Source organism: Exiguobacterium sp. s7 (genome assembly GCF_018618195.1).
In the GTDB taxonomy this organism is placed as follows: Bacteria; Bacillota; Bacilli; order Exiguobacteriales; family Exiguobacteriaceae; genus Exiguobacterium; species Exiguobacterium mexicanum_A.
The window spans coordinates 85,108-102,433 of sequence record NZ_JACSLO010000004.1 but is presented as its reverse complement, the minus strand read 5'-3'; the positions used below and the strand labels follow the sequence as shown (position 1 = coordinate 102,433).

Genomic DNA, 17,326 nt, shown 5'->3' with positions numbered 1-17,326 from the left:
CCTTAACGAATCCGAGCGATCTCAATGGCCCGCTCGGCACTCTTGTCATACGCTTGGACGACTTTTTGGTTCGCCTCGAACTGACGGTACGTCGTCATCAAATCGGCCATCGTCCGATCGAGGTCGACGTTCGCCTCTTCGATGAATCCTTGTTGGAATTGGACGTTCGCTGCTGGCGGTGCGTCTCCGTTGACCCGGTAATCGTTCCCGACCTGTTCGAGCGTCGCTAAGTCATTAACTTGGACGGCACCGAGTGTCGCCACATTCTCGCCGAGCGACGTGATTTGTCCGTCGCCTGACAATGTGAACTCACTTGATGGCAGCTGGATGCGCTCGCCTGCGTCAGAGAGGATATATCCGCCATCCGCCGAGCGTAAAAAACGCTCCTCGTCGACCGCGAACCGTCCATTCGTCGTATAGAGCGCCTCGCCGTTCTGTTCGACGGCGAACATGGCGGCACCCGTCGCGTCAGCCGGCACCTTCATATATACGTCGGTCGGGCTGCCCGTCTCCGAGATGCTCCCGCTCGAGAATCGAGGCATCGTCTCTTGAAGGTAGACACCTGTCGATAACGTGCCAACTTCACCTTGGACGCGTGAGCGCGCATTCCCAGGGTGGCTCACTTGGGCGAGCAACATTTCCGGGAACGAGCGAACGACGCCGTTGGACGCCTTGAATCCTGGTGTCCGGACGTTACCGAGGTTATTGCTCAAAATCTCTTGTTGGCGCTGGAGCGCGTTCATCGCGCCCGCCGCCGTATATAATCCGCGTAGCATGGTCGTCTTCCTTTCATCGTTCAAAGTCTTCACTCTGTATATCGTACCAAATGAATGTTTCATTCACCGTTTTTTGAAAAAAACTAAAAAAACCACTTCACGATGATGAAGTGGTTTTGCATCAAGCGACGATCGGGAGTTCGACCATCATCGTCGTCCCGTTCCCAAGTTCCGAACGGACACTGATTGTCCCGCCGTGCGATTCGATGATCTCTTTACAGATCGCGAGTCCGAGGCCGGTGCCTCCAATATTGCGACTCTGCTCGTTCTGGACACGGTAAAACTTATCAAACAGTCGTTCGGCATCTGCGGGTGCCACACCCATGCCTTCGTCTTCGATGGCGATCCGGATGACATCGTCCTCGCACGAGACGTTGACGGCGATATTGCCGCCGTCGGGTGAATATTTAATGGCGTTGTTCAAGATATTTGAGAACACTTGGCGCAGTTGCGCCGGGTCTCCTGAGACACGGAGCGTTTCATCACAATCGAAATGGAACGCATGCAACTCGGTCGATCCGGCATGAATCTCAAGAACGTCCGACAACAGTTCGAACAAACTCTCGACTTTGAAGTCTTGCTCCGCTTTACCGGCCTCCATCTTCTGAACATCGAGCAAGTTGCTGACGAGCCGCTCGAGCCGGGTCGTCTCACTGTGTATCATGCTCAAGTAGCGTTTCCGCTTCTCTTCGTCGACGTGACGATGTTCAAGCAGTTCGGTAAAACCGAGAATCGATGTGAGCGGGGTCCGAAGTTCATGAGACACCGTCGCGACGAGTTCCGTCTTCAAGCGGTCAATCTCAATCTCTTTCGTAATGTCCCGTGACACAAACATCACGCCGAAACGTTCGTCCTGCAGTTCAATCGGTTCGGCGTACATCCGTATGATACGTCTTCCCCCTTGCATCGAATACGTAAACGTTTCATCGAAGATCCCACAGTTTTTCGCCCGGTGTGTGAAGCGATTGAGATCGTCCTGATCATCGATTTGGTCCATGAACGGCTCGTAAAACGCGTCAATCGGATACAGGCTCTGACGGTCGCCGAACGGGAACGGTTGCTCATACAGTTCGAACAGCGCCTCGTTGGCGAAGCGTTGATTTGTGTCCACCTCGACAAAGACGATCGCGTCGCGCATCGTATGGAGAATCCGGGCCGTCTTCTCGCGCTCTTTCTCGAGTTCGTCGTGCTGGTGAATCAACGAGCTCGACATCTCCGTGAATGATTTCGACAGTTGACCGACCTCGTTTTGGAGCGGTTTGATTGGAATGAGCGTGGCGTGCGGGTCGACCGCGAGCCGTTCACTGTTCGTGATGAGCGCCTCGAGCTGTCTCGTTAAGCGTACGATATACGGTTGCAAGCTGATGAACAGAACAAACAAAGCTCCGAGTAGAATGAGCAGCCACATCCATTGGGCTTTCGCGAGCTGTTCGGATAGTTGCTCACGCAGGCCCGTCTCTTGATAATCGAGCTCAGACCGATAGTCCGTGAACACCGATTCCATATCGACGATGCTCGCGCTCATATCGGCCGCACTATTTGAATTCAATTTGAATCGCGTCTGATTCGATGATGCGTTGCTCGGCATGAGTTGGCCGACAGTCGCCATCTGTAAGAACGGCTCATCGACCTCTCCGTTTGCTTTGGCGACAACGTAACGCTCAAGTCCGGGCATGACGCGAGATGTATAGATTGTGAACAATAGGCGTGCCTCTTCCGCGAACGTCGTCTCTTCGTTCGTCGCAGCGTTTTGTTCGAACCAGCTCGTCTGGTCGTCGATTCGGTCTTGGGCTTGCTTGACTTCCGCTAGCAACGCGTCTTCTCCGAGCAAGACGTGACCGCGCATCTCGTATTGCATCGACTGCCATGTCTCAAACAAATCGGTCGCCCGCGATCGTTGTTCACTGATCCGTTCGAGCTCGACTGTCGTTTCGCGGATCGCCTGTTGGGTATAAAAGTATGTGCCGAGTGACGTCAATGTGATTAAGGCGATCAATACATAAAACACAGTGAGGACTTGGCGGCTAATTCGTTGTTCGATCCAGCGTTTCATATGTGGCCTTCTTTCATATCGGGAATTGATCGGATTGGATAGGTCAGTATGTTCGGCTATTCAAAAAAGTCAGTTTCGTGTACGATAAGAAAACATTCGTCACGTTAATATGTGAACGATTAGTGTCAGTATATCGTTCGTTTCTCACAAGAAACTCACAAACCACGAAGGGAATATGCAGATGACCCCTAAACCGATTGGGCTGGTCGTGTTGATGGTCTTCTTCGCGCTCGTTGGCGGCTTCGCCTTGACGCGCGGACAGACGATCGACGATTCAGTCACCGTCACACAAGGAACGGCCGATTTGACCGATTCTCGTGTGACCGAACAACTCATGCGTCTCGATGGAACGTGGCGCTTTCAATCGAGCCTGCTCGAGCGAGTCGACCGCGAGTCTTATCGACAACTCCCGCATGTGACACCACACAAGATGGCTACTTATGAAGCTGACATTTCACTACCTCCCGGACAATACGCTTTGCGTGTGCCGCGTAACCACCCACATGTCAACCTTCTCATTGATGGAGAAGCTGTTTCACCCGTCTACGCATCGACAGATGAAGACCTTCGGCATGCCTACCTCGTTCTTCTGGATACGCATACCCCGACGTTCCGTCTGACGATTCAAACGGCTGAGACGAATGAGCTCTCGACTGGAATTTCCGATAGCCTGCTCATCGGTCCAACGAGCAATATGATGACCTATCATAATCAATACTTCAGTTATGAGTTCGTGATTATCCTCATCTCGCTCCTCATTTTTTCATTCTACGCAATCGTTTGGCTGTTCCATCGTAAGGAATCGCTCTATTTATATGGGGCTGCTTTCTTTTTCCTCGTCAGCGTTTCGCTTATGACGAATGATCAAATGATCGTATTCGAAATCGTCCCTATGATGTCTTACGTTTTGGCCCATAAATTAAATTTGATTACGGCATTACTGAGTGTCGCGATGTTAATCAACTTTGCGTTACGTCTCGAACGCGTCCCGTTTCGACACTTTTTGAAGTACGCGTCCTACCCGTTCTATGCGTTCAGTCTGATTGCCTTGGTGCTGCCAGAAGGTGCGCACGCGACGTTCGACCAATTCCCTTGGGTGTATGTCTTGTTCATCACGTTCTTCTGGACCGGGCTGAACATCAATTGGCTGTTCGAACGAAAAAACGACGGCTATCCGTTCGAATTTCTCGTGTTCACGATTTCACTCATCATCGGCTATGTCGGCCAGTTGATCAACGTTCTGATTGACCACCCGAACCAAGAACTGTATACGAGCGTCATGTCGCTCATTTACTTCCTGCTCATGTTCACGTTGCTCCCGATTCACTTGTCGACGGATAAACGGCAAAAGCGTGAGGTGCAGACGTTCGCCAACCAAAGTGAGATTTCGTTCTTCAACGCGCAAATCAAACCGCACTTCTTGTATAACACGTTCGGTAACGTCATCGCCCTCTGTTACACGGCACCGACCGAGGCGGCACGTTTGCTCAGTCATTTGAGCACATATGTCCGCTTCATCTTCGAGAACGGGCGCACCGAGAACGACATCTCGCTCAAGCAAGAACTCGACGTCATCGACTCGTATTTGATGATTGAGCAGACTCGTTTCAATGATGCGTTCACCATCACGAAAGATATCGACGAATCCGTCCTCAACGCCTCGATTCCACCGCTGTTATTGCAACCGCTCGTCGAGAACGCGGTCCAGCATGGGTTGATGAAACAATCAGGCATCAAACGGCTCATGTTGTCGATCCAGTCCTCAGATGATGCGATCGATATCCGGATTGCCGACAACGGGATTGGCTTCAACCCGAGTCCGCACGTGAGACGATCGACTGGAATCGGCATCTCGAACGTCAAGAATCGGATCGACTTCTTGCCTGGCGCCACATTTAAATTAAATTCTGAACCAGGAGTCGGCACGCATGTGCATATCCGACTCCCAAAACGAGAGAGGATGAACGAGCAACATGCGCACGATTTTGATTGAAGATGAACACCATATTTTAAAGATGATGGAGCGCCTCATCCAAGCCGAACCGAATTTGAAATGGATGGGGTCGTTCCACGATCCGTTCCAAGCGCTTGAATTTTTAGCAAACCAGGAAGTCGATCTTGTCTTCCTCGATATCGAGATGCCCCAAATGAACGGCCTCGATTTCGCCAAGCGCCTTCCCGAGACGACACAAGTCGTCTTCACGACGGCGCACAGCCAATACGCGGTCGATGCGTTCAACCTGCAGGCGACGCACTATCTGCTCAAGCCGATTACCGAACAGATGATTCACGATTTGATTCCACGCGTCTCGAAGCGATACGCGGAGACACTATCAATCGAGCATCACCGGACGTGTACGATTCAATGTCTCGACCACTTCTCGGTCAAGACGCAAGACGGCGACCTCGTCAAATGGCCGACACAGAAGACCGAGGAGCTGTTCGCCTACTTGATTTACCATCGCGATAAAGTCGTCAACAAGTGGCTGATCGCCGAGACGCTGTACCCGGACATCGACGAGCCGCAACGTGCGCTCCACAACGTCTATAATCTCGTCTATCGGTTGAAGAAGACGCTCGCCGAGTACGATTTGAGCATCTCGGTCCAGACGATCAATAACGGCTACTCGCTTCACTTGGACGACGTCTGTCTATGCGATTACCATGATTGGCTGGACGCGAAGCACAAACCGTTCCCACAAGCAGATTTGAACGCCCGTCTCTTCGTCGACAAAGACTATACGTGGCATTGAAAAAGAGCTTGTCGACCAACATCATCTTATACGCTCATCCTTTCGGCGCCCACGCTTTCCGCAGGCAATCCCGGAGCCGCATCGCGACTCACGTCGCTGCTGGGTCTCCGTCGGATTGTTTTCCTGTCGGAGTCGGGGCGCCTTTGACGAGCAACGCGAACGGTCGCCTTCAGGCGGCCGTTTTTCATGTCTATCGCTCTTCATTCACATAACGATCATTGAACACAAGAGACGGCAACTATACATCGTCGCCCCCATTCAAAACGAACCAACTCGCTGTTTGGCGAATCGGTTCGTTCACAACCCGAGCTTGTCCCGACCTATGGGACAAGCTCTTTTTAACGGCCGACGAAGCCGCCATCGACGTGAAGATGTTGTCCGTTGACCCACGCCCCGTCCGGCCCCATGAGGAACGCGATATAGCGGGCCGTGTCCTCAGGTGTGCCGACGCGTCTATGCGGGAATAGCGGTACGAGCTGCTCACGGAGCGCGTCATCAATCCAACCCGAATCGGTCGGACCCGGGTCGAGCGCGTTCACAGAGATTCCGTACTGCCCGACCCCATTGGCCAGTGCCGGCGTGATGGCGATCAGCATGCCTTTCGTGGCGATATAGGCCAGGTTGGACGCATCCGCGCCCCCGGACACCATGAACAAGATGCGTCCGTCCGTATGCCCCGCTCGTTTGTATCGCTCGATGAAGGCGAACGTCAGGCCGAGCGTTCCTTCGTTATTGACGAGATAATGGCGACGGAGCGTCTCGGTCGAGAACGTATCGACACTCACGTGCCGCTCATACGTCGCGTTGTTAATGAGACGGCTCGGAGTACCGAGCGCCGCTTCGACGCGGTCGAGCAGCCCTTCTGCGTCTCCAGACGACAAATCATACGCCTCGTGTGCGACGCGGGCGCCTGAGGCCCGTAATTCGTCGACAAAGCCGTCGATGAAGTCGGGTTCCGCTCCGACGCCTTCCGTGCCGTCAAACGGGCTCCAGTGCGTCATATACAAGTCGTGGCCTGCCATAGCCAGTTTTCGCGCGATGGCCGCCCCGATGCCTTGCGTCCGGCTGACACCGGTAATGAGTGTGAGTGGTCGTGTCATTCAATCATCCCCTTTACTCCTTAATTGGTGAGAAAATACGGTCCCCAGTCCGCTTCGTGCGGGATGACATACGTCCACGTATAAGCCGGGTCGACGATATAGATATCCGCGTAGTCCATGGTCTCGACAATCAAGTCTCTCCTAGTGAGTGGTTTTGCTTGCGTCAAATCGAGCTCGAGCACATCGTTCGAGTGTTGAAAAAAGAGGATCGCTTTCCACTTTCCGGCCCGTTCGAACGCGTGATCAGCAGCCGTTCCGACGAGACAGCTGTCAGTCCTTGCCACGATATCCTCCCACAAATAAGGAGAAAGCCGTGTCGGCTGTTCTGGTCGTATGAAGTGTGCCACCCATGTCTGACGCGCTTCTTGGCCCCGTTCTTCAACCTCTGTGACCTCGACCCCTTTCGCCGTCAATCGCTCAATCAATGGATTCATCTGCACCCCTCCCCCTTTAGTCTATCCATTTACAGGAAATTCGGACAGTCTTGAACGCAAAAAAAGGCACGACGCCTGCAGACGTCGTACCTCTATCTCGTATTACTTCAAACGATCTAAATGCTCGAGCATGATGCCCGTGCCGTGTGCGACGCTGAGCGTCGGCTCTTCGGCGATCATGACGGGCAACCCGACACGCTCGGCCACGAGCTGGTCGATGCCGTGGAGGAGCGAGCCGCCACCTGTCATGATGATGCCGCGGTCGATGATATCGGCCGCAAGTTCCGGAGGCGTCTGTTCGAGGACGCGCTTCGTCGCTTCGACGATTTCATTCGCCGATTCGGCCATCGCTTCACGGAGTTCTTCCGACGTAATCGTTACCGTACGCGGAAGCCCACGCACCATGTCACGACCGCGAATATCCATCGTCTCGTTACGTCCCCCTGGGAAGACCGTCGCAATCTCTTTCTTGATTTGCTCGGCCGTCCGCTCACCGATGACGAGCTTATGCTTGTCCTTGATGGCGCGGAGGATGTCCGTATCGAAACGGTCCCCGGCGATTTTAATCGTTTCACCGCAGACGATATCGCCCATCGAGAGGATGGCAACGTCTGTCGTCCCGCCACCGATGTCGACGATCATATGGCCGACCGGCTTCCAGATGTCCATGCCCGAACCGACCGCTGCTGCCTTCGGTTCTACGGCGAGGAAGACTTCTTTCGCGCCGGCCTTCTCGGCCGCCTCACGGATCGCTTTCGCTTCAACCGGTGTCACGTTTGCCGGTGTACAGATGAGCATGCGGATGCCGCCAAAGAAACCGCGGACTTGGATCTTCTCGACGAAATGGCGAAGCATCTCTTCGGTTGTCGCGAAGTCAGCGATGACCCCATCACGGAGTGGACGGATGGCGACGATGTCACCTGGCGTACGTCCGACCATCTGATACGCTTCCGTTCCGACAGCGAGTACTTTCCCTGTCGAACGCTTGATAGCAACGACGGATGGCTCGTCGAGGACGATGCCTCGACCTTTGACGTGGATGACGACGTTTGCTGTTCCTAAATCAATCCCGATATCTTTTGAAAACATGGTGTGTAGGTTCCTCCGTTCGTTACTTCATTGAAAAGAGCGAGAAGAGTCTCTCCTCGCTCCTATGAGTCTATTAATTAGTTCTTGACCATTTCTTCGGCAACTTCGACGTTCCCTTGAATCCGCTCGATATCAGCACCAAGCGCTTGCAATTTCTTGTGGAAGTCGACGTAGCCACGGTCGATGTGGTAGAGATCGCCAACGCGTGTCTCTTCGTCCGCGATGAGTCCCGCGAGGACGAGGGCTGCTCCGGCACGAAGGTCAGTCGAGACGACTTCAGCACCTTGGAGGCGAACGCCGCCTTTGATGATTGCCGAGCGTCCTTCGATTTTAATGTCTGCGTTCATGCGGCGGAATTCTTCGACGTGCATGAAGCGGTTCTCGAACACTGTTTCGGTGATGACCGATGTGCCGCCAGCTTTCAAGACGAGCGCCATCATTTGTGCTTGGATGTCAGTCGGGAAACCAGGGTGTGGCATCGTCTTCACGTCGACCGGCTTCAACACATCCGGTGCGATGACACGCATGCCTTCTGACGTATCCTCGAACTTGACGCCCATTTCTTCCATCTTCGAGATGAGTGGGCGAAGGTGCTCGCGCTCAGCGCCGATGACTTCGATGTCGCCACCTGTGATCGCTCCAGCAACGAGGAACGTACCGGCTTCGATGCGGTCAGGGATGATTGAATGCTCGGCACCATGGAGTTTCTCCACGCCTTCGATTCGAATCGTTTCTGTACCGGCACCGCGGACGTGTGCGCCCATACCGTTCAAGAAGTTGGCAAGGTCGACGATTTCAGGTTCTTTGGCGACGTTTTCGATGACCGTTGTTCCTTCAGCAAGGACTGCCGCCATCATGATGTTCTCTGTCGCGCCGACAGATGGGAAGTCCAAGTAGATCTTCGCACCTTTCAAGCGACCGTCGACCGAAGCTTCGACGAAACCGTTGCCGATGACCGTCTTCGCGCCCATTGCCTCGAAGCCTTTTAAGTGGAGGTCAATCGGACGTGACCCGATCGAGCAACCGCCTGGCATTGCGACACGCGCATGCCCAAGACGAGCAAGGAGAGGACCCATGACAAGGATCGAGGCACGCATCTTGCGGACGTACTCAAGCGGCGCCTCGTCTTTGATTGTGCCCGACGCATCGACAGTGACTTCGTTATTCGCTTCGTCAAACGCAACCTCTGCACCGAGGTGGCGAAGTACTTTGTTAATCGTGTACACATCAGCGAGGCGTGGCACGTTTTGAAGTACCGACTTTCCTTCGCTTGCTAAAAGAGTGGCAACCAATGTTTTGAGTACGGCGTTTTTAGCTCCTTCAACACGCACAGTACCTGACAATTTACGTCCTCCACGGACTACAATCAAATCCTTCATATCTCTCTTTGTCCTCCAACTTCGTTGTTTTTTTGTTTTATACGTCGATATCCGCTACCGGATGTGGTTATGTCGATTACTACGATGGTTTGTAACACGTGACGCTTCATCAGAGAGAAAAATAATAATAAAAGCACTCATGAAATTCTGATGAAAAATTCGTCATGTCAGACGAATTTATCCTACACGATAAACATATAAGAAACGTTACAGCAGGATTACAGTTTAGTAATCGTTTCCCTGCCTACTGTAATGGTGCGAGCGCCTGGGCCAATCGGATATACTCCAAAAAGAACTGGGCGATCAGTGAACCGAAGACGACGGCCACGAGGACACGCAAGACTGCTGCTTGCGGACTCCTCACTTGATTGAGCAAGCGGTCCCATTTGACCGGCATGAGTGCCCACCAAGCGACGTAGATCGCTACGACGTAAATGACGAGCGATAACACGGTGTTCAACATCGACGATTCCCCTCTTTTCAAAAATTCGTACCATTTTTAATCATAGCATGTCACGTCAGAGAAAAAAAGACTTAGCGTTTAAGTGAGTGGTGGAATGGGTTCATCCGATCAACTCGCTTTCTCTCCATAAACCGCATACAAAAAGGAACGTCAATCGGCGCATGGCCTTAGTACAGTAATTGACGTCCCTTCAACATTTCAAACATTATTCACTTCGCCATCATAGGTTTGGCTCCATCGAATCGCCTCGACATAGTAACGTGACAAGTCAGGCGCTGTCTCCTCGACAGGCACGGTCAACTGCTCGTAGGCGAGGACCGTGTCGAGTAAACCCCGCAACTCGTTGTCTTCTCCGAGGAGCGCTGCCTTGACGATTGGTTCGACCGGCAACTCCGAGACGAGCGTCTGCATCTCCTCATCCAAAATCACATCGAGCGACGAGAAAATCCCGGTGATGAACGCATCGAACGCCGTCACTTGCGGCAACGTCTCGGCAGCGATCAGCTCCATCATCTTGCCCCGGATCACACTCTGTTTAATCAATTCTTTCGATTCGGACGTCTGCAGCTCCCGAAGCAGCATCAAGTACGACCAGCGTCGCATCTCATCGAGACCGATTCGTGCGACGGCCTGCTCAATCGATTGAATCGTATGACGACCTTTCTGATAGACCGTGTTGACCGAACGCAACATCTTATACGACAAATCCACACTGCGTTCGATTTGGCTCGCGATGCGGCGGAAGTTCGGCTCTGGCTTGTCGAGCTCTTTCAACACTTCGACGAGCGTATGCCGGAGCGGATGAACCTCGGCACCGTGGACGACCGTCGGCCGGCTGAAGAAATAGCCTTGGAACATGTGATAGCCGAGTTTTTTGGCGATCTCATATTCAAACGGCGTCTCAATCTTTTCCGCTAAAAATTCGACGCGATGCCCGAGCGCATCGATCAACCGCTTCTGTTGGTCGATCGGCGTTGCTTGATAATCGATTTTAATGATATCGGCGAGCCCGATGAGCGGTCGATACTTCTCTTCGAACACGAAGTCGTCGAGGGCGATCGTATAACCTTTCCGGCGCAAGGAGCGCAAAGCGGCCAACACTTTCTCTGTCGGCTCGACGTGTTCGAGCACTTCGACGACGAGTGTCTGTCGTGGCAACAAAGCCGGCACTTCGCTCTCAATCAAATTTTGCGGAAAGTTGATGAACGCCCGCGTCCCTTCCGTCAACTCCCGAAAGTTGAAGACGAGATAGGCGTTATGAATCACGTCGGCGGTCGCGAGTGCGTCATCGACGTGTTCAAATATATTTTTCTCGCTGCGGCGATATAACAGTTCATAGCCACAGACGCGTAATTTCTGATCAAAGATCGGTTGGCGCGCAACATAAACTTTCATTCCCTTTAGCTCCTTTACCGTAGTTCCCACCTATATTATCGGATAAGGCGCCCCTCCCTTCCACTATTTGGGCGTGAAACTTCTGATGCTTTTGACCTATATATATAGAAGGAACGTAATCCATTCGGTCTAGACACAAAAAAATCTCCCCTGCGGCTGCAGGAGAGATGTTGGTCATTCTTTGATATCGCGAATGCTCAAGCGGTTGATCGCTTTTTTGAGCGCGAGCTCCGCGCGACGGAATTCGAGGTCCGAGAGCTTCGTGTCTTGGAGACGACGCTCGGCACGAACTTTCGCCGCAGAAGCGCGGTCGTAGTCGATTTTATCCGCCATTTCGGCTGTTTCAGCTAAGATCGTCACCGTGTCGGGACGAACTTCCATGAAACCGCCGCTGAGTGCGATCAGCGTGCGTCCACCATCTTCGTGGCGCAGTTTGAGAACTGAGATGTCGAGCGGTGTCACCATCGGGATGTGTTTCGGTAAGATACCGAGTTCACCAGTCACCGATTTTGCGACGACCATCCGTGCCTCGCCCTCATAGGCTGCACCATCCGGGGTGACGACGTTGACGTGAAGAGTATTCATCGTCTAGTTTCCCCCTTCCGTGTAGGTCTTAGACCAACGTCTTCGCTTTTTCGATGACGTCTTCGATTGGACCAACGAGACGGAATGCATCTTCTGGAAGATCATCGTGTTTACCATCGAGGATCTCTTTGAAGCCGCGGACTGTCTCTTTAACTGGTACGTACGAACCTTTTTGGCCTGTGAACTGCTCAGCCACGTGGAAGTTTTGTGACAAGAAGAACTGAATACGACGTGCACGGTGAACCGTGAGCTTATCGTCTTCAGACAACTCGTCCATACCGAGGATTGCGATGATATCTTGAAGCTCTTTGTAACGTTGAAGCGTCTGCTGGACGTTACGGGCTACTTCGTAGTGCTCTGGTCCGACGATGTCAGGCGAGAGGGCACGTGAAGTCGATGCGAGCGGGTCAACGGCTGGGTAAATCCCCATCTCCGAAAGACGACGCTCCAAGTTAGTCGTTGCATCAAGGTGAGCGAACGTTGTCGCTGGAGCCGGGTCAGTATAGTCATCGGCTGGTACGTATACGGCTTGAATCGATGTAACCGATCCTTTAGCTGTTGACGTGATCCGCTCTTGAAGCATACCCATTTCCGTCGCGAGTGTCGGCTGGTAACCTACGGCAGATGGCATCCGACCGAGAAGGGCCGATACTTCCGAACCTGCCTGTGTGAAACGGAAAATGTTATCGACGAAGAGAAGAACGTCTTGTCCTTGCTCATCGCGGAAGTATTCTGCCATTGTAAGACCCGTCAAGGCTACGCGAAGACGCGCGCCCGGCGGCTCGTTCATCTGACCGAAGACCATCGCCGTTTGCTTGATAACGCCTGAGTCCGTCATCTCGTGGAACAAGTCATTTCCTTCACGCGTACGCTCGCCGACTCCTGCGAATACAGAAATCCCGCTGTGCTCTTGCGCGATGTTGTTGATAAGTTCCTGGATGAGAACGGTTTTACCTACACCGGCACCACCGAAGAGGCCGATTTTACCACCTTTGATGTAAGGTGCGAGAAGGTCGACGACTTTGATCCCTGTTTCCAAGATCTCAACTTTTGTCGACAACTCATCGAACGTCGGTGCGAGACGGTGGATCGGTGACCGACGGACAGTCGGTGATACTTCTTTATCGTCAATCGGGTTACCAAGTACGTTGAAGACACGACCGAGCGTCTCTTCTCCGACCGGTACTGAAATCGGTGAACCTAAGTCAAGTACTTCCATGCCGCGGCGAACGCCGTCCGTTGAGTCCATCGCAATCGTACGGACCGTGTCATCCCCAAGGTGAATCGCCACCTCGAGCGTCAAGTCGACACTGACATCTTGCGCCGATTCAGCCACATGCGTGACTTTGAGGGCGTTGTAGATGTTCGGTAAGTGGTTGTCGAACTTAACGTCGATAACTGGGCCCATGACTGCGACTACGCGGCCTTTCATGCCGTATTCGTTCATCGTGTTAGCCTCCTACAATCTAGAGGGCGTGCGCTTATTCAAGCGCAGCCGCACCTCCGACAATCTCTGTGATTTCTTGTGTGATCGCCGCTTGACGCGCGCGGTTGAACTTGAGCTTGAGTCCACGGATAAGTTCATCCGCGTTGTCCGTCGCGTTCGACATCGCCGTCATCCGAGCCGCGTGCTCCGATACTTTCGCATCGAGGAGCGCGCCGTAGATGAGTCCTTCCGCGTAACGCGGAAGAAGCGCTGCTAAGATCGTTTCTTCTTCTGGTTCGTATTCATACATCACATTAGATGCGGTCTGTTCGATATTCCCAAGCGGAAGCAATCGATCGATCTTCACTTCTTGGCTGATGACAGAGATGAATGAGTTGTAGCAAAGCTTCAATTCATCGATCTCGCCTTCACTGAACGCGCCGACCGTCTGTTTGACGATCTCTGCGACTTCAACGAATGATGGCTGGTCGTTGAGTCCTGTCATGGCACTGTACACCGGAATGTTACGGGCCTTGAAGAACTGAACGCCGACCTTCCCGATCACGTACAGACGGTATTCGTCTGTTGAACCGTGTTTGGCTTTCAACTCGCGATACACGTCACGAAGGACGCTGGCGTTGTATCCACCAGCAAGTCCGCGGTCTGACGTGATGACGATATAGCCGGTCCGTTTAACGGGACGGACTTGAAGCATCGGGTGTGTTGCGCCTGAAGTACCGCCGGCAATCGACGAGATGACTTCCTGCAACTTGGTCATGTACGGCTTGAAGTTGGCGTTGCTCCCTTGAGCGCGGTTCAATTTCGAGGCCGACACCATGTTCATCGCTTTCGTGATTTGCTTCGTGCTTTGGGTCGAGGTGATCCGCATCTGGATCTCACGTAATGATGCCATTTCGATTCACCACCTTAATAGACGCTCGTCACCGGATTAAACCGATGGCGAGAACGTCTTTTTGAATTCCGTAAGTGCATCGACCATCGCCTCGTCAGCAGGAAGGTTTCCTGTTTGACGGATTTCACGGCAGAGGTCCGCACGGTTTTGGTCGAGCCATGCGTTCATTTCTTTTTCGAAACGACGGATGTCTTCGACTGGGACGTCATCGAGATGACCTTTCGTGAGAGCGTAGATGATGATTACTTGCTTGTCGACCGAAAGCGGTGCGTTCAAGTCTTGTTTCAAGACTTCAACAGTCCGTTGTCCACGGTTGAGCTTCGCTTGTGTCGCTTTGTCGAGGTCCGACCCGAACTGGGCGAACGCTTCGAGCTCACGGTATGACGCGAGGTCAAGACGGAGCGTACCCGCAACTTTCTTCATCGCTTTCACTTGAGCCGAACCACCAACACGCGATACCGAGAGACCGGCGTTGATCGCAGGACGTACCCCTGAGAAGAAGAGGTCCGACTGAAGGAAGATTTGACCGTCTGTGATCGAGATTACGTTCGTCGGGATGTAAGCCGAGATATCCGACGCTTGTGTCTCGATGAACGGAAGTGCTGTCAATGAACCGCCGCCGAGTTCGTCGTTCAACTTCGCCGCACGCTCAAGAAGGCGTGAGTGGAGGTAGAAGACATCCCCTGGGTAGGCTTCGCGGCCTGGAGGACGACGGAGAAGAAGCGAGAGCTCACGATAAGCTGCCGCTTGTTTCGAGAGGTCATCATACACGACGAGGACGTGTTGTCCGCGGTCCATGAAGTACTCACCCATCGATACCCCAGCGAATGGTGCGAGGTAAAGAAGTGGGGCTGGCTGTGAAGCCGATGCCGAAACAACGATCGTGTAATCGAGGGCGCCGTTTTGACGGAGCGTCTCAACTACGCCACGGACAGTCGATTCTTTCTGACCGATTGCGACGTAGATACAGACCATGTTTTCTTCTTTTTGGTTGATGATCGCGTCGATTGCGATCGAAGTCTTACCAGTTTGACGGTCACCGATGATGAGCTCACGCTGACCGCGACCGATTGGTACGAGGGCGTCAATCGCCTTAATCCCAGTTTGGAGCGGTTCGTGAACTGACTTACGGGCCATAACGCCGTAAGCTTTACGCTCGATCGGGTTGTATGTGTCCGTCACGATCGGTCCGAGACCGTCGATTGGTTGTCCGAGCGGGTTGACGACGCGTCCGAGGAGCGCTTCACCGACTGGAACTTCCATGATGCGGCCCGTACGTTTTACCGAGTCGCCTTCTTTGATGCCTTTGTAGTCGCCAAGGATGATAATCCCGACGTTACCTTCTTCTAAGTTTTGCGCCAAGCCCATTACGCCGTTAGAGAACTCTACGAGTTCCCCCGCCATAACGTTATCGAGTCCGTATGCACGAGCGATACCGTCACCTACTTGAATGACTGTACCTGTCTCACTGACTTCGATTTCAGAACCGTACGAAGCGATCCGCTCTTTTAGCAGGGCGCTGATTTCTTCAGCTTTAATCGTCATTGAATTCACCCCTATTTCTTACGCATTCAACAATTCACGCTCGAGGCGTGTTAGTTTGTTTTCGATTGTGTCATCATACGTCGTGTAGCCGATCTGGACACGAAGTCCACCGATGACGTCTTCATCGACGACGTTCTTCAATTGAAGCGTCTTGTTCATCTTCTGACCGAAGACGAGTTCGACTTCTTTCAACTCTGTTGCCGACAACGGGTAAGCACTCGTGACGAACCCTTCGGCGATGCCACGGTAGTCGTTGATGTAATCAAGGACGTAGCGCGACAAGCCGCGAACCTCGCTCGCACGGTCGTTTTCGACCATGACGAGAAGTGTGTTGAGCACGATATCTGTCATGTCACCAAAGCTATGTGTTAAAAGCTGTGCAAGCTCGCTGTCACTGATCGCCGGATTCGTTAAGAGATCCGTGAGTTCAGGAGTCGCGTGGAGCACTTCATCGAGCAGACGCACTTCCGCTTCGACTTGGTCGAGCGTGCCTTGTTCCCGCGCTAAGTCGAAGAGCGCTTTGGCATAGCGTTTTGCTAACGATGTGTTCATCAGTTAGCACCTTTCGCTTTAGACAGGAAGTCTGTAACGAGGGCACGTTGTTTCGCTTCGTCGCCTTTGAGGTCTGACTGAAGGACGTGGCGTGCGGCCGAGAGCGCCTGTGTGACGACTTCGGTCTGGAGCGATTGCTTCGCGAGCTCACGCTCACGTTCGATCGCTTTACCCGCCTCGATCTTGATTTGTTCGGCTTCCAAACGCGCCTGCTCCACCAAGCGTGCTTGTTCCGCTTCTGCTTGACGACGGCTTGAATCAAGCATTTCTTTCGATTCTGTACGTGCGGCGCTGAGCGCGTCACGTTGTTCGACTACATATGTTTCCGCATCTTTGCGGCTCTTTTCGGCGAGCTCAATTTCGTTCGCTACATACTCTTCACGCTGTCTCATCATTCCAAGGAGTGGTCCCCAAGCAAATTTCTTCAACAGGGCCAAGAGTACGAGGAATGTGAAAAGTGTAAAGATCATATCCAGGATGCGGAGGCCTTCGCCGCCAGCACCAGCTGCAATCATCATCGTATCCATGCATACCCTCCTCTTGACTAAATAAGTGAGGGAGACACGCTCCCTCTTACGTTGTTCTCGTTAACTCGTAATCAAGAGTTGAGGAGAAGGAAACCGACAGCCACACCGATGATCGGGAGGGCTTCAACCAAACCGATACCGATGAACATTGTTTGACGAAGTTCGTTTTTGAGTTCTGGCTGACGTGCTTGTCCTTGTACTGTTCCGTATACGATGAGACCGTTACCGATACCAGCCGCGAGTGCTCCAAGACCGATAACGAGTGCTGTTGCGAGAAGATTCATTTGTTCCATTGTGTATATTCCTCCTAAAAGTTAAGTAAATAGTTTTTTTGTT

Annotated in this window: 17 protein-coding genes; 2 read left to right on the top strand and 15 right to left on the bottom strand. The window is 52.8% G+C overall.

Annotated elements, in window-relative coordinates; all coding sequences use genetic code 11:
• Nucleotides 1-2: 2 nt before the first annotated feature.
• Nucleotides 3-776, bottom strand: a complete 774-nt coding sequence (locus tag KNP79_RS06990; protein ID WP_215191692.1) for a flagellar hook-basal body protein — start codon at nucleotides 774-776, stop codon at nucleotides 3-5.
• Nucleotides 777-897: 121 nt separating this feature from the next.
• Nucleotides 898-2,829 (bottom strand): sensor histidine kinase, encoded by a 1,932-nt coding sequence (locus KNP79_RS06985; RefSeq protein WP_215191689.1) that lies wholly within the window; start codon nucleotides 2,827-2,829, stop codon nucleotides 898-900.
• A 181-nt stretch (nucleotides 2,830-3,010) separates the two neighbouring features.
• Here KNP79_RS06985 and KNP79_RS06980 point away from each other — a divergent pair, with 181 nt between their 5' ends.
• Entirely contained in the window at nucleotides 3,011-4,822 is a 1,812-nt protein-coding gene (locus KNP79_RS06980; protein ID WP_215191687.1) for a sensor histidine kinase, read from the top strand.
• On the top strand, nucleotides 4,803-5,582 hold the full coding sequence (locus KNP79_RS06975) for a response regulator (protein WP_215191685.1): 780 nt from the start codon (nucleotides 4,803-4,805) through the stop codon (nucleotides 5,580-5,582). Before KNP79_RS06980 ends, KNP79_RS06975 begins: the two co-directional genes overlap by 20 nt.
• A 338-nt stretch (nucleotides 5,583-5,920) precedes the next feature.
• Here the strand turns inward: KNP79_RS06975 and KNP79_RS06970 are convergent, their stop codons facing one another.
• From KNP79_RS06970 to atpE, 13 genes are all read right to left on the bottom strand, one after another.
• Nucleotides 5,921-6,682, bottom strand: coding sequence for an SDR family oxidoreductase (locus KNP79_RS06970; RefSeq protein ID WP_215191683.1), 762 nt, complete (start codon nucleotides 6,680-6,682; stop codon nucleotides 5,921-5,923).
• Between the two features lie 20 nt (nucleotides 6,683-6,702).
• A complete protein-coding gene (locus KNP79_RS06965; RefSeq protein WP_215191682.1) occupies nucleotides 6,703-7,116 on the bottom strand; it encodes a DUF4275 family protein in 414 nt (137 codons plus the stop codon).
• 102 nt (nucleotides 7,117-7,218) lie between these two features.
• On the bottom strand, nucleotides 7,219-8,205 hold the full coding sequence (gene mreB, locus KNP79_RS06960) for a rod shape-determining protein (RefSeq protein WP_021066145.1): 987 nt from the start codon (nucleotides 8,203-8,205) through the stop codon (nucleotides 7,219-7,221).
• Nucleotides 8,206-8,282: 77 nt separating this feature from the next.
• Nucleotides 8,283-9,584: a UDP-N-acetylglucosamine 1-carboxyvinyltransferase gene (gene murA / locus KNP79_RS06955; RefSeq protein WP_029594691.1), complete on the bottom strand. Its 1,302-nt coding sequence runs from the start codon at nucleotides 9,582-9,584 to the stop codon at nucleotides 8,283-8,285.
• 244 nt (nucleotides 9,585-9,828) lie between these two features.
• The gene (locus KNP79_RS06950) at nucleotides 9,829-10,047 is read right to left on the bottom strand and encodes a DUF1146 family protein (RefSeq protein WP_021066143.1); all 219 of its coding nucleotides are present in this window, start codon (nucleotides 10,045-10,047) and stop codon (nucleotides 9,829-9,831) included.
• A gap of 198 nt (nucleotides 10,048-10,245) precedes the next feature.
• On the bottom strand, nucleotides 10,246-11,442 hold the full coding sequence (locus KNP79_RS06945) for an EAL and HDOD domain-containing protein (protein WP_214792219.1): 1,197 nt from the start codon (nucleotides 11,440-11,442) through the stop codon (nucleotides 10,246-10,248).
• 174 nt (nucleotides 11,443-11,616) lie between these two features.
• Nucleotides 11,617-12,027, bottom strand: coding sequence for a F0F1 ATP synthase subunit epsilon (locus KNP79_RS06940; RefSeq protein WP_021066141.1), 411 nt, complete (start codon nucleotides 12,025-12,027; stop codon nucleotides 11,617-11,619).
• Nucleotides 12,028-12,055: 28 nt separating this feature from the next.
• Entirely contained in the window at nucleotides 12,056-13,474 is a 1,419-nt protein-coding gene (gene atpD / locus KNP79_RS06935) for a F0F1 ATP synthase subunit beta (protein ID WP_021066140.1), read from the bottom strand.
• 34 nt (nucleotides 13,475-13,508) lie between these two features.
• Nucleotides 13,509-14,366 carry an ATP synthase F1 subunit gamma gene (atpG, locus tag KNP79_RS06930; protein ID WP_021066139.1) on the bottom strand — a complete coding sequence of 286 codons (858 nt, stop codon included), beginning with the start codon at nucleotides 14,364-14,366 and terminating at the stop codon, nucleotides 13,509-13,511.
• A 36-nt stretch (nucleotides 14,367-14,402) separates the two neighbouring features.
• Nucleotides 14,403-15,911, bottom strand: a complete 1,509-nt coding sequence (atpA, locus tag KNP79_RS06925) for a F0F1 ATP synthase subunit alpha (protein ID WP_029594689.1) — start codon at nucleotides 15,909-15,911, stop codon at nucleotides 14,403-14,405.
• A gap of 18 nt (nucleotides 15,912-15,929) precedes the next feature.
• Complete coding sequence (locus KNP79_RS06920; protein WP_021066137.1) at nucleotides 15,930-16,463, bottom strand: F0F1 ATP synthase subunit delta; 534 nt, start codon at nucleotides 16,461-16,463, stop codon at nucleotides 15,930-15,932.
• Nucleotides 16,463-16,990, bottom strand: coding sequence for a F0F1 ATP synthase subunit B (gene atpF, locus KNP79_RS06915; RefSeq protein WP_029594688.1), 528 nt, complete (start codon nucleotides 16,988-16,990; stop codon nucleotides 16,463-16,465). The genes KNP79_RS06920 and atpF overlap by 1 nt, the downstream gene beginning before the upstream one ends.
• A 71-nt stretch (nucleotides 16,991-17,061) precedes the next feature.
• Entirely contained in the window at nucleotides 17,062-17,274 is a 213-nt protein-coding gene (gene atpE, locus KNP79_RS06910; RefSeq protein ID WP_024370837.1) for a F0F1 ATP synthase subunit C, read from the bottom strand.
• Nucleotides 17,275-17,326: the final 52 nt, after the last annotated feature.

Excerpts from the sequence above, each read along its gene's own strand:
- murA (WP_029594691.1), bottom strand. The coding sequence starts at position 9,584 with ATGAAGGATTTGATTGTAGTCCGTGGAGGACGTAAATTGTCAGGTACT.
- KNP79_RS06980 (WP_215191687.1), top strand. The coding sequence starts at position 3,011 with ATGACCCCTAAACCGATTGGGCTGGTCGTGTTGATGGTCTTCTTCGCG.
- KNP79_RS06920 (WP_021066137.1), bottom strand. The coding sequence starts at position 16,463 with ATGAACACATCGTTAGCAAAACGCTATGCCAAAGCGCTCTTCGACTTA.
- atpG (WP_021066139.1), bottom strand. The coding sequence starts at position 14,366 with ATGGCATCATTACGTGAGATCCAGATGCGGATCACCTCGACCCAAAGC.
- atpE (WP_024370837.1), bottom strand. The coding sequence starts at position 17,274 with ATGAATCTTCTCGCAACAGCACTCGTTATCGGTCTTGGAGCACTCGCG.
- KNP79_RS06975 (WP_215191685.1), top strand. The coding sequence starts at position 4,803 with ATGCGCACGATTTTGATTGAAGATGAACACCATATTTTAAAGATGATG.
- KNP79_RS06945 (WP_214792219.1), bottom strand. The coding sequence starts at position 11,442 with ATGAAAGTTTATGTTGCGCGCCAACCGATCTTTGATCAGAAATTACGC.
- atpF (WP_029594688.1), bottom strand. The coding sequence starts at position 16,990 with ATGGATACGATGATGATTGCAGCTGGTGCTGGCGGCGAAGGCCTCCGC.
- KNP79_RS06965 (WP_215191682.1), bottom strand. The coding sequence starts at position 7,116 with ATGAATCCATTGATTGAGCGATTGACGGCGAAAGGGGTCGAGGTCACA.
- atpA (WP_029594689.1), bottom strand. The coding sequence starts at position 15,911 with ATGACGATTAAAGCTGAAGAAATCAGCGCCCTGCTAAAAGAGCGGATC.
- KNP79_RS06950 (WP_021066143.1), bottom strand. The coding sequence starts at position 10,047 with ATGTTGAACACCGTGTTATCGCTCGTCATTTACGTCGTAGCGATCTAC.
- KNP79_RS06940 (WP_021066141.1), bottom strand. The coding sequence starts at position 12,027 with ATGAATACTCTTCACGTCAACGTCGTCACCCCGGATGGTGCAGCCTAT.
- KNP79_RS06985 (WP_215191689.1), bottom strand. The coding sequence starts at position 2,829 with ATGAAACGCTGGATCGAACAACGAATTAGCCGCCAAGTCCTCACTGTG.
- mreB (WP_021066145.1), bottom strand. The coding sequence starts at position 8,205 with ATGTTTTCAAAAGATATCGGGATTGATTTAGGAACAGCAAACGTCGTC.
- KNP79_RS06970 (WP_215191683.1), bottom strand. The coding sequence starts at position 6,682 with ATGACACGACCACTCACACTCATTACCGGTGTCAGCCGGACGCAAGGC.
- KNP79_RS06990 (WP_215191692.1), bottom strand. The coding sequence starts at position 776 with ATGCTACGCGGATTATATACGGCGGCGGGCGCGATGAACGCGCTCCAG.
- atpD (WP_021066140.1), bottom strand. The coding sequence starts at position 13,474 with ATGAACGAATACGGCATGAAAGGCCGCGTAGTCGCAGTCATGGGCCCA.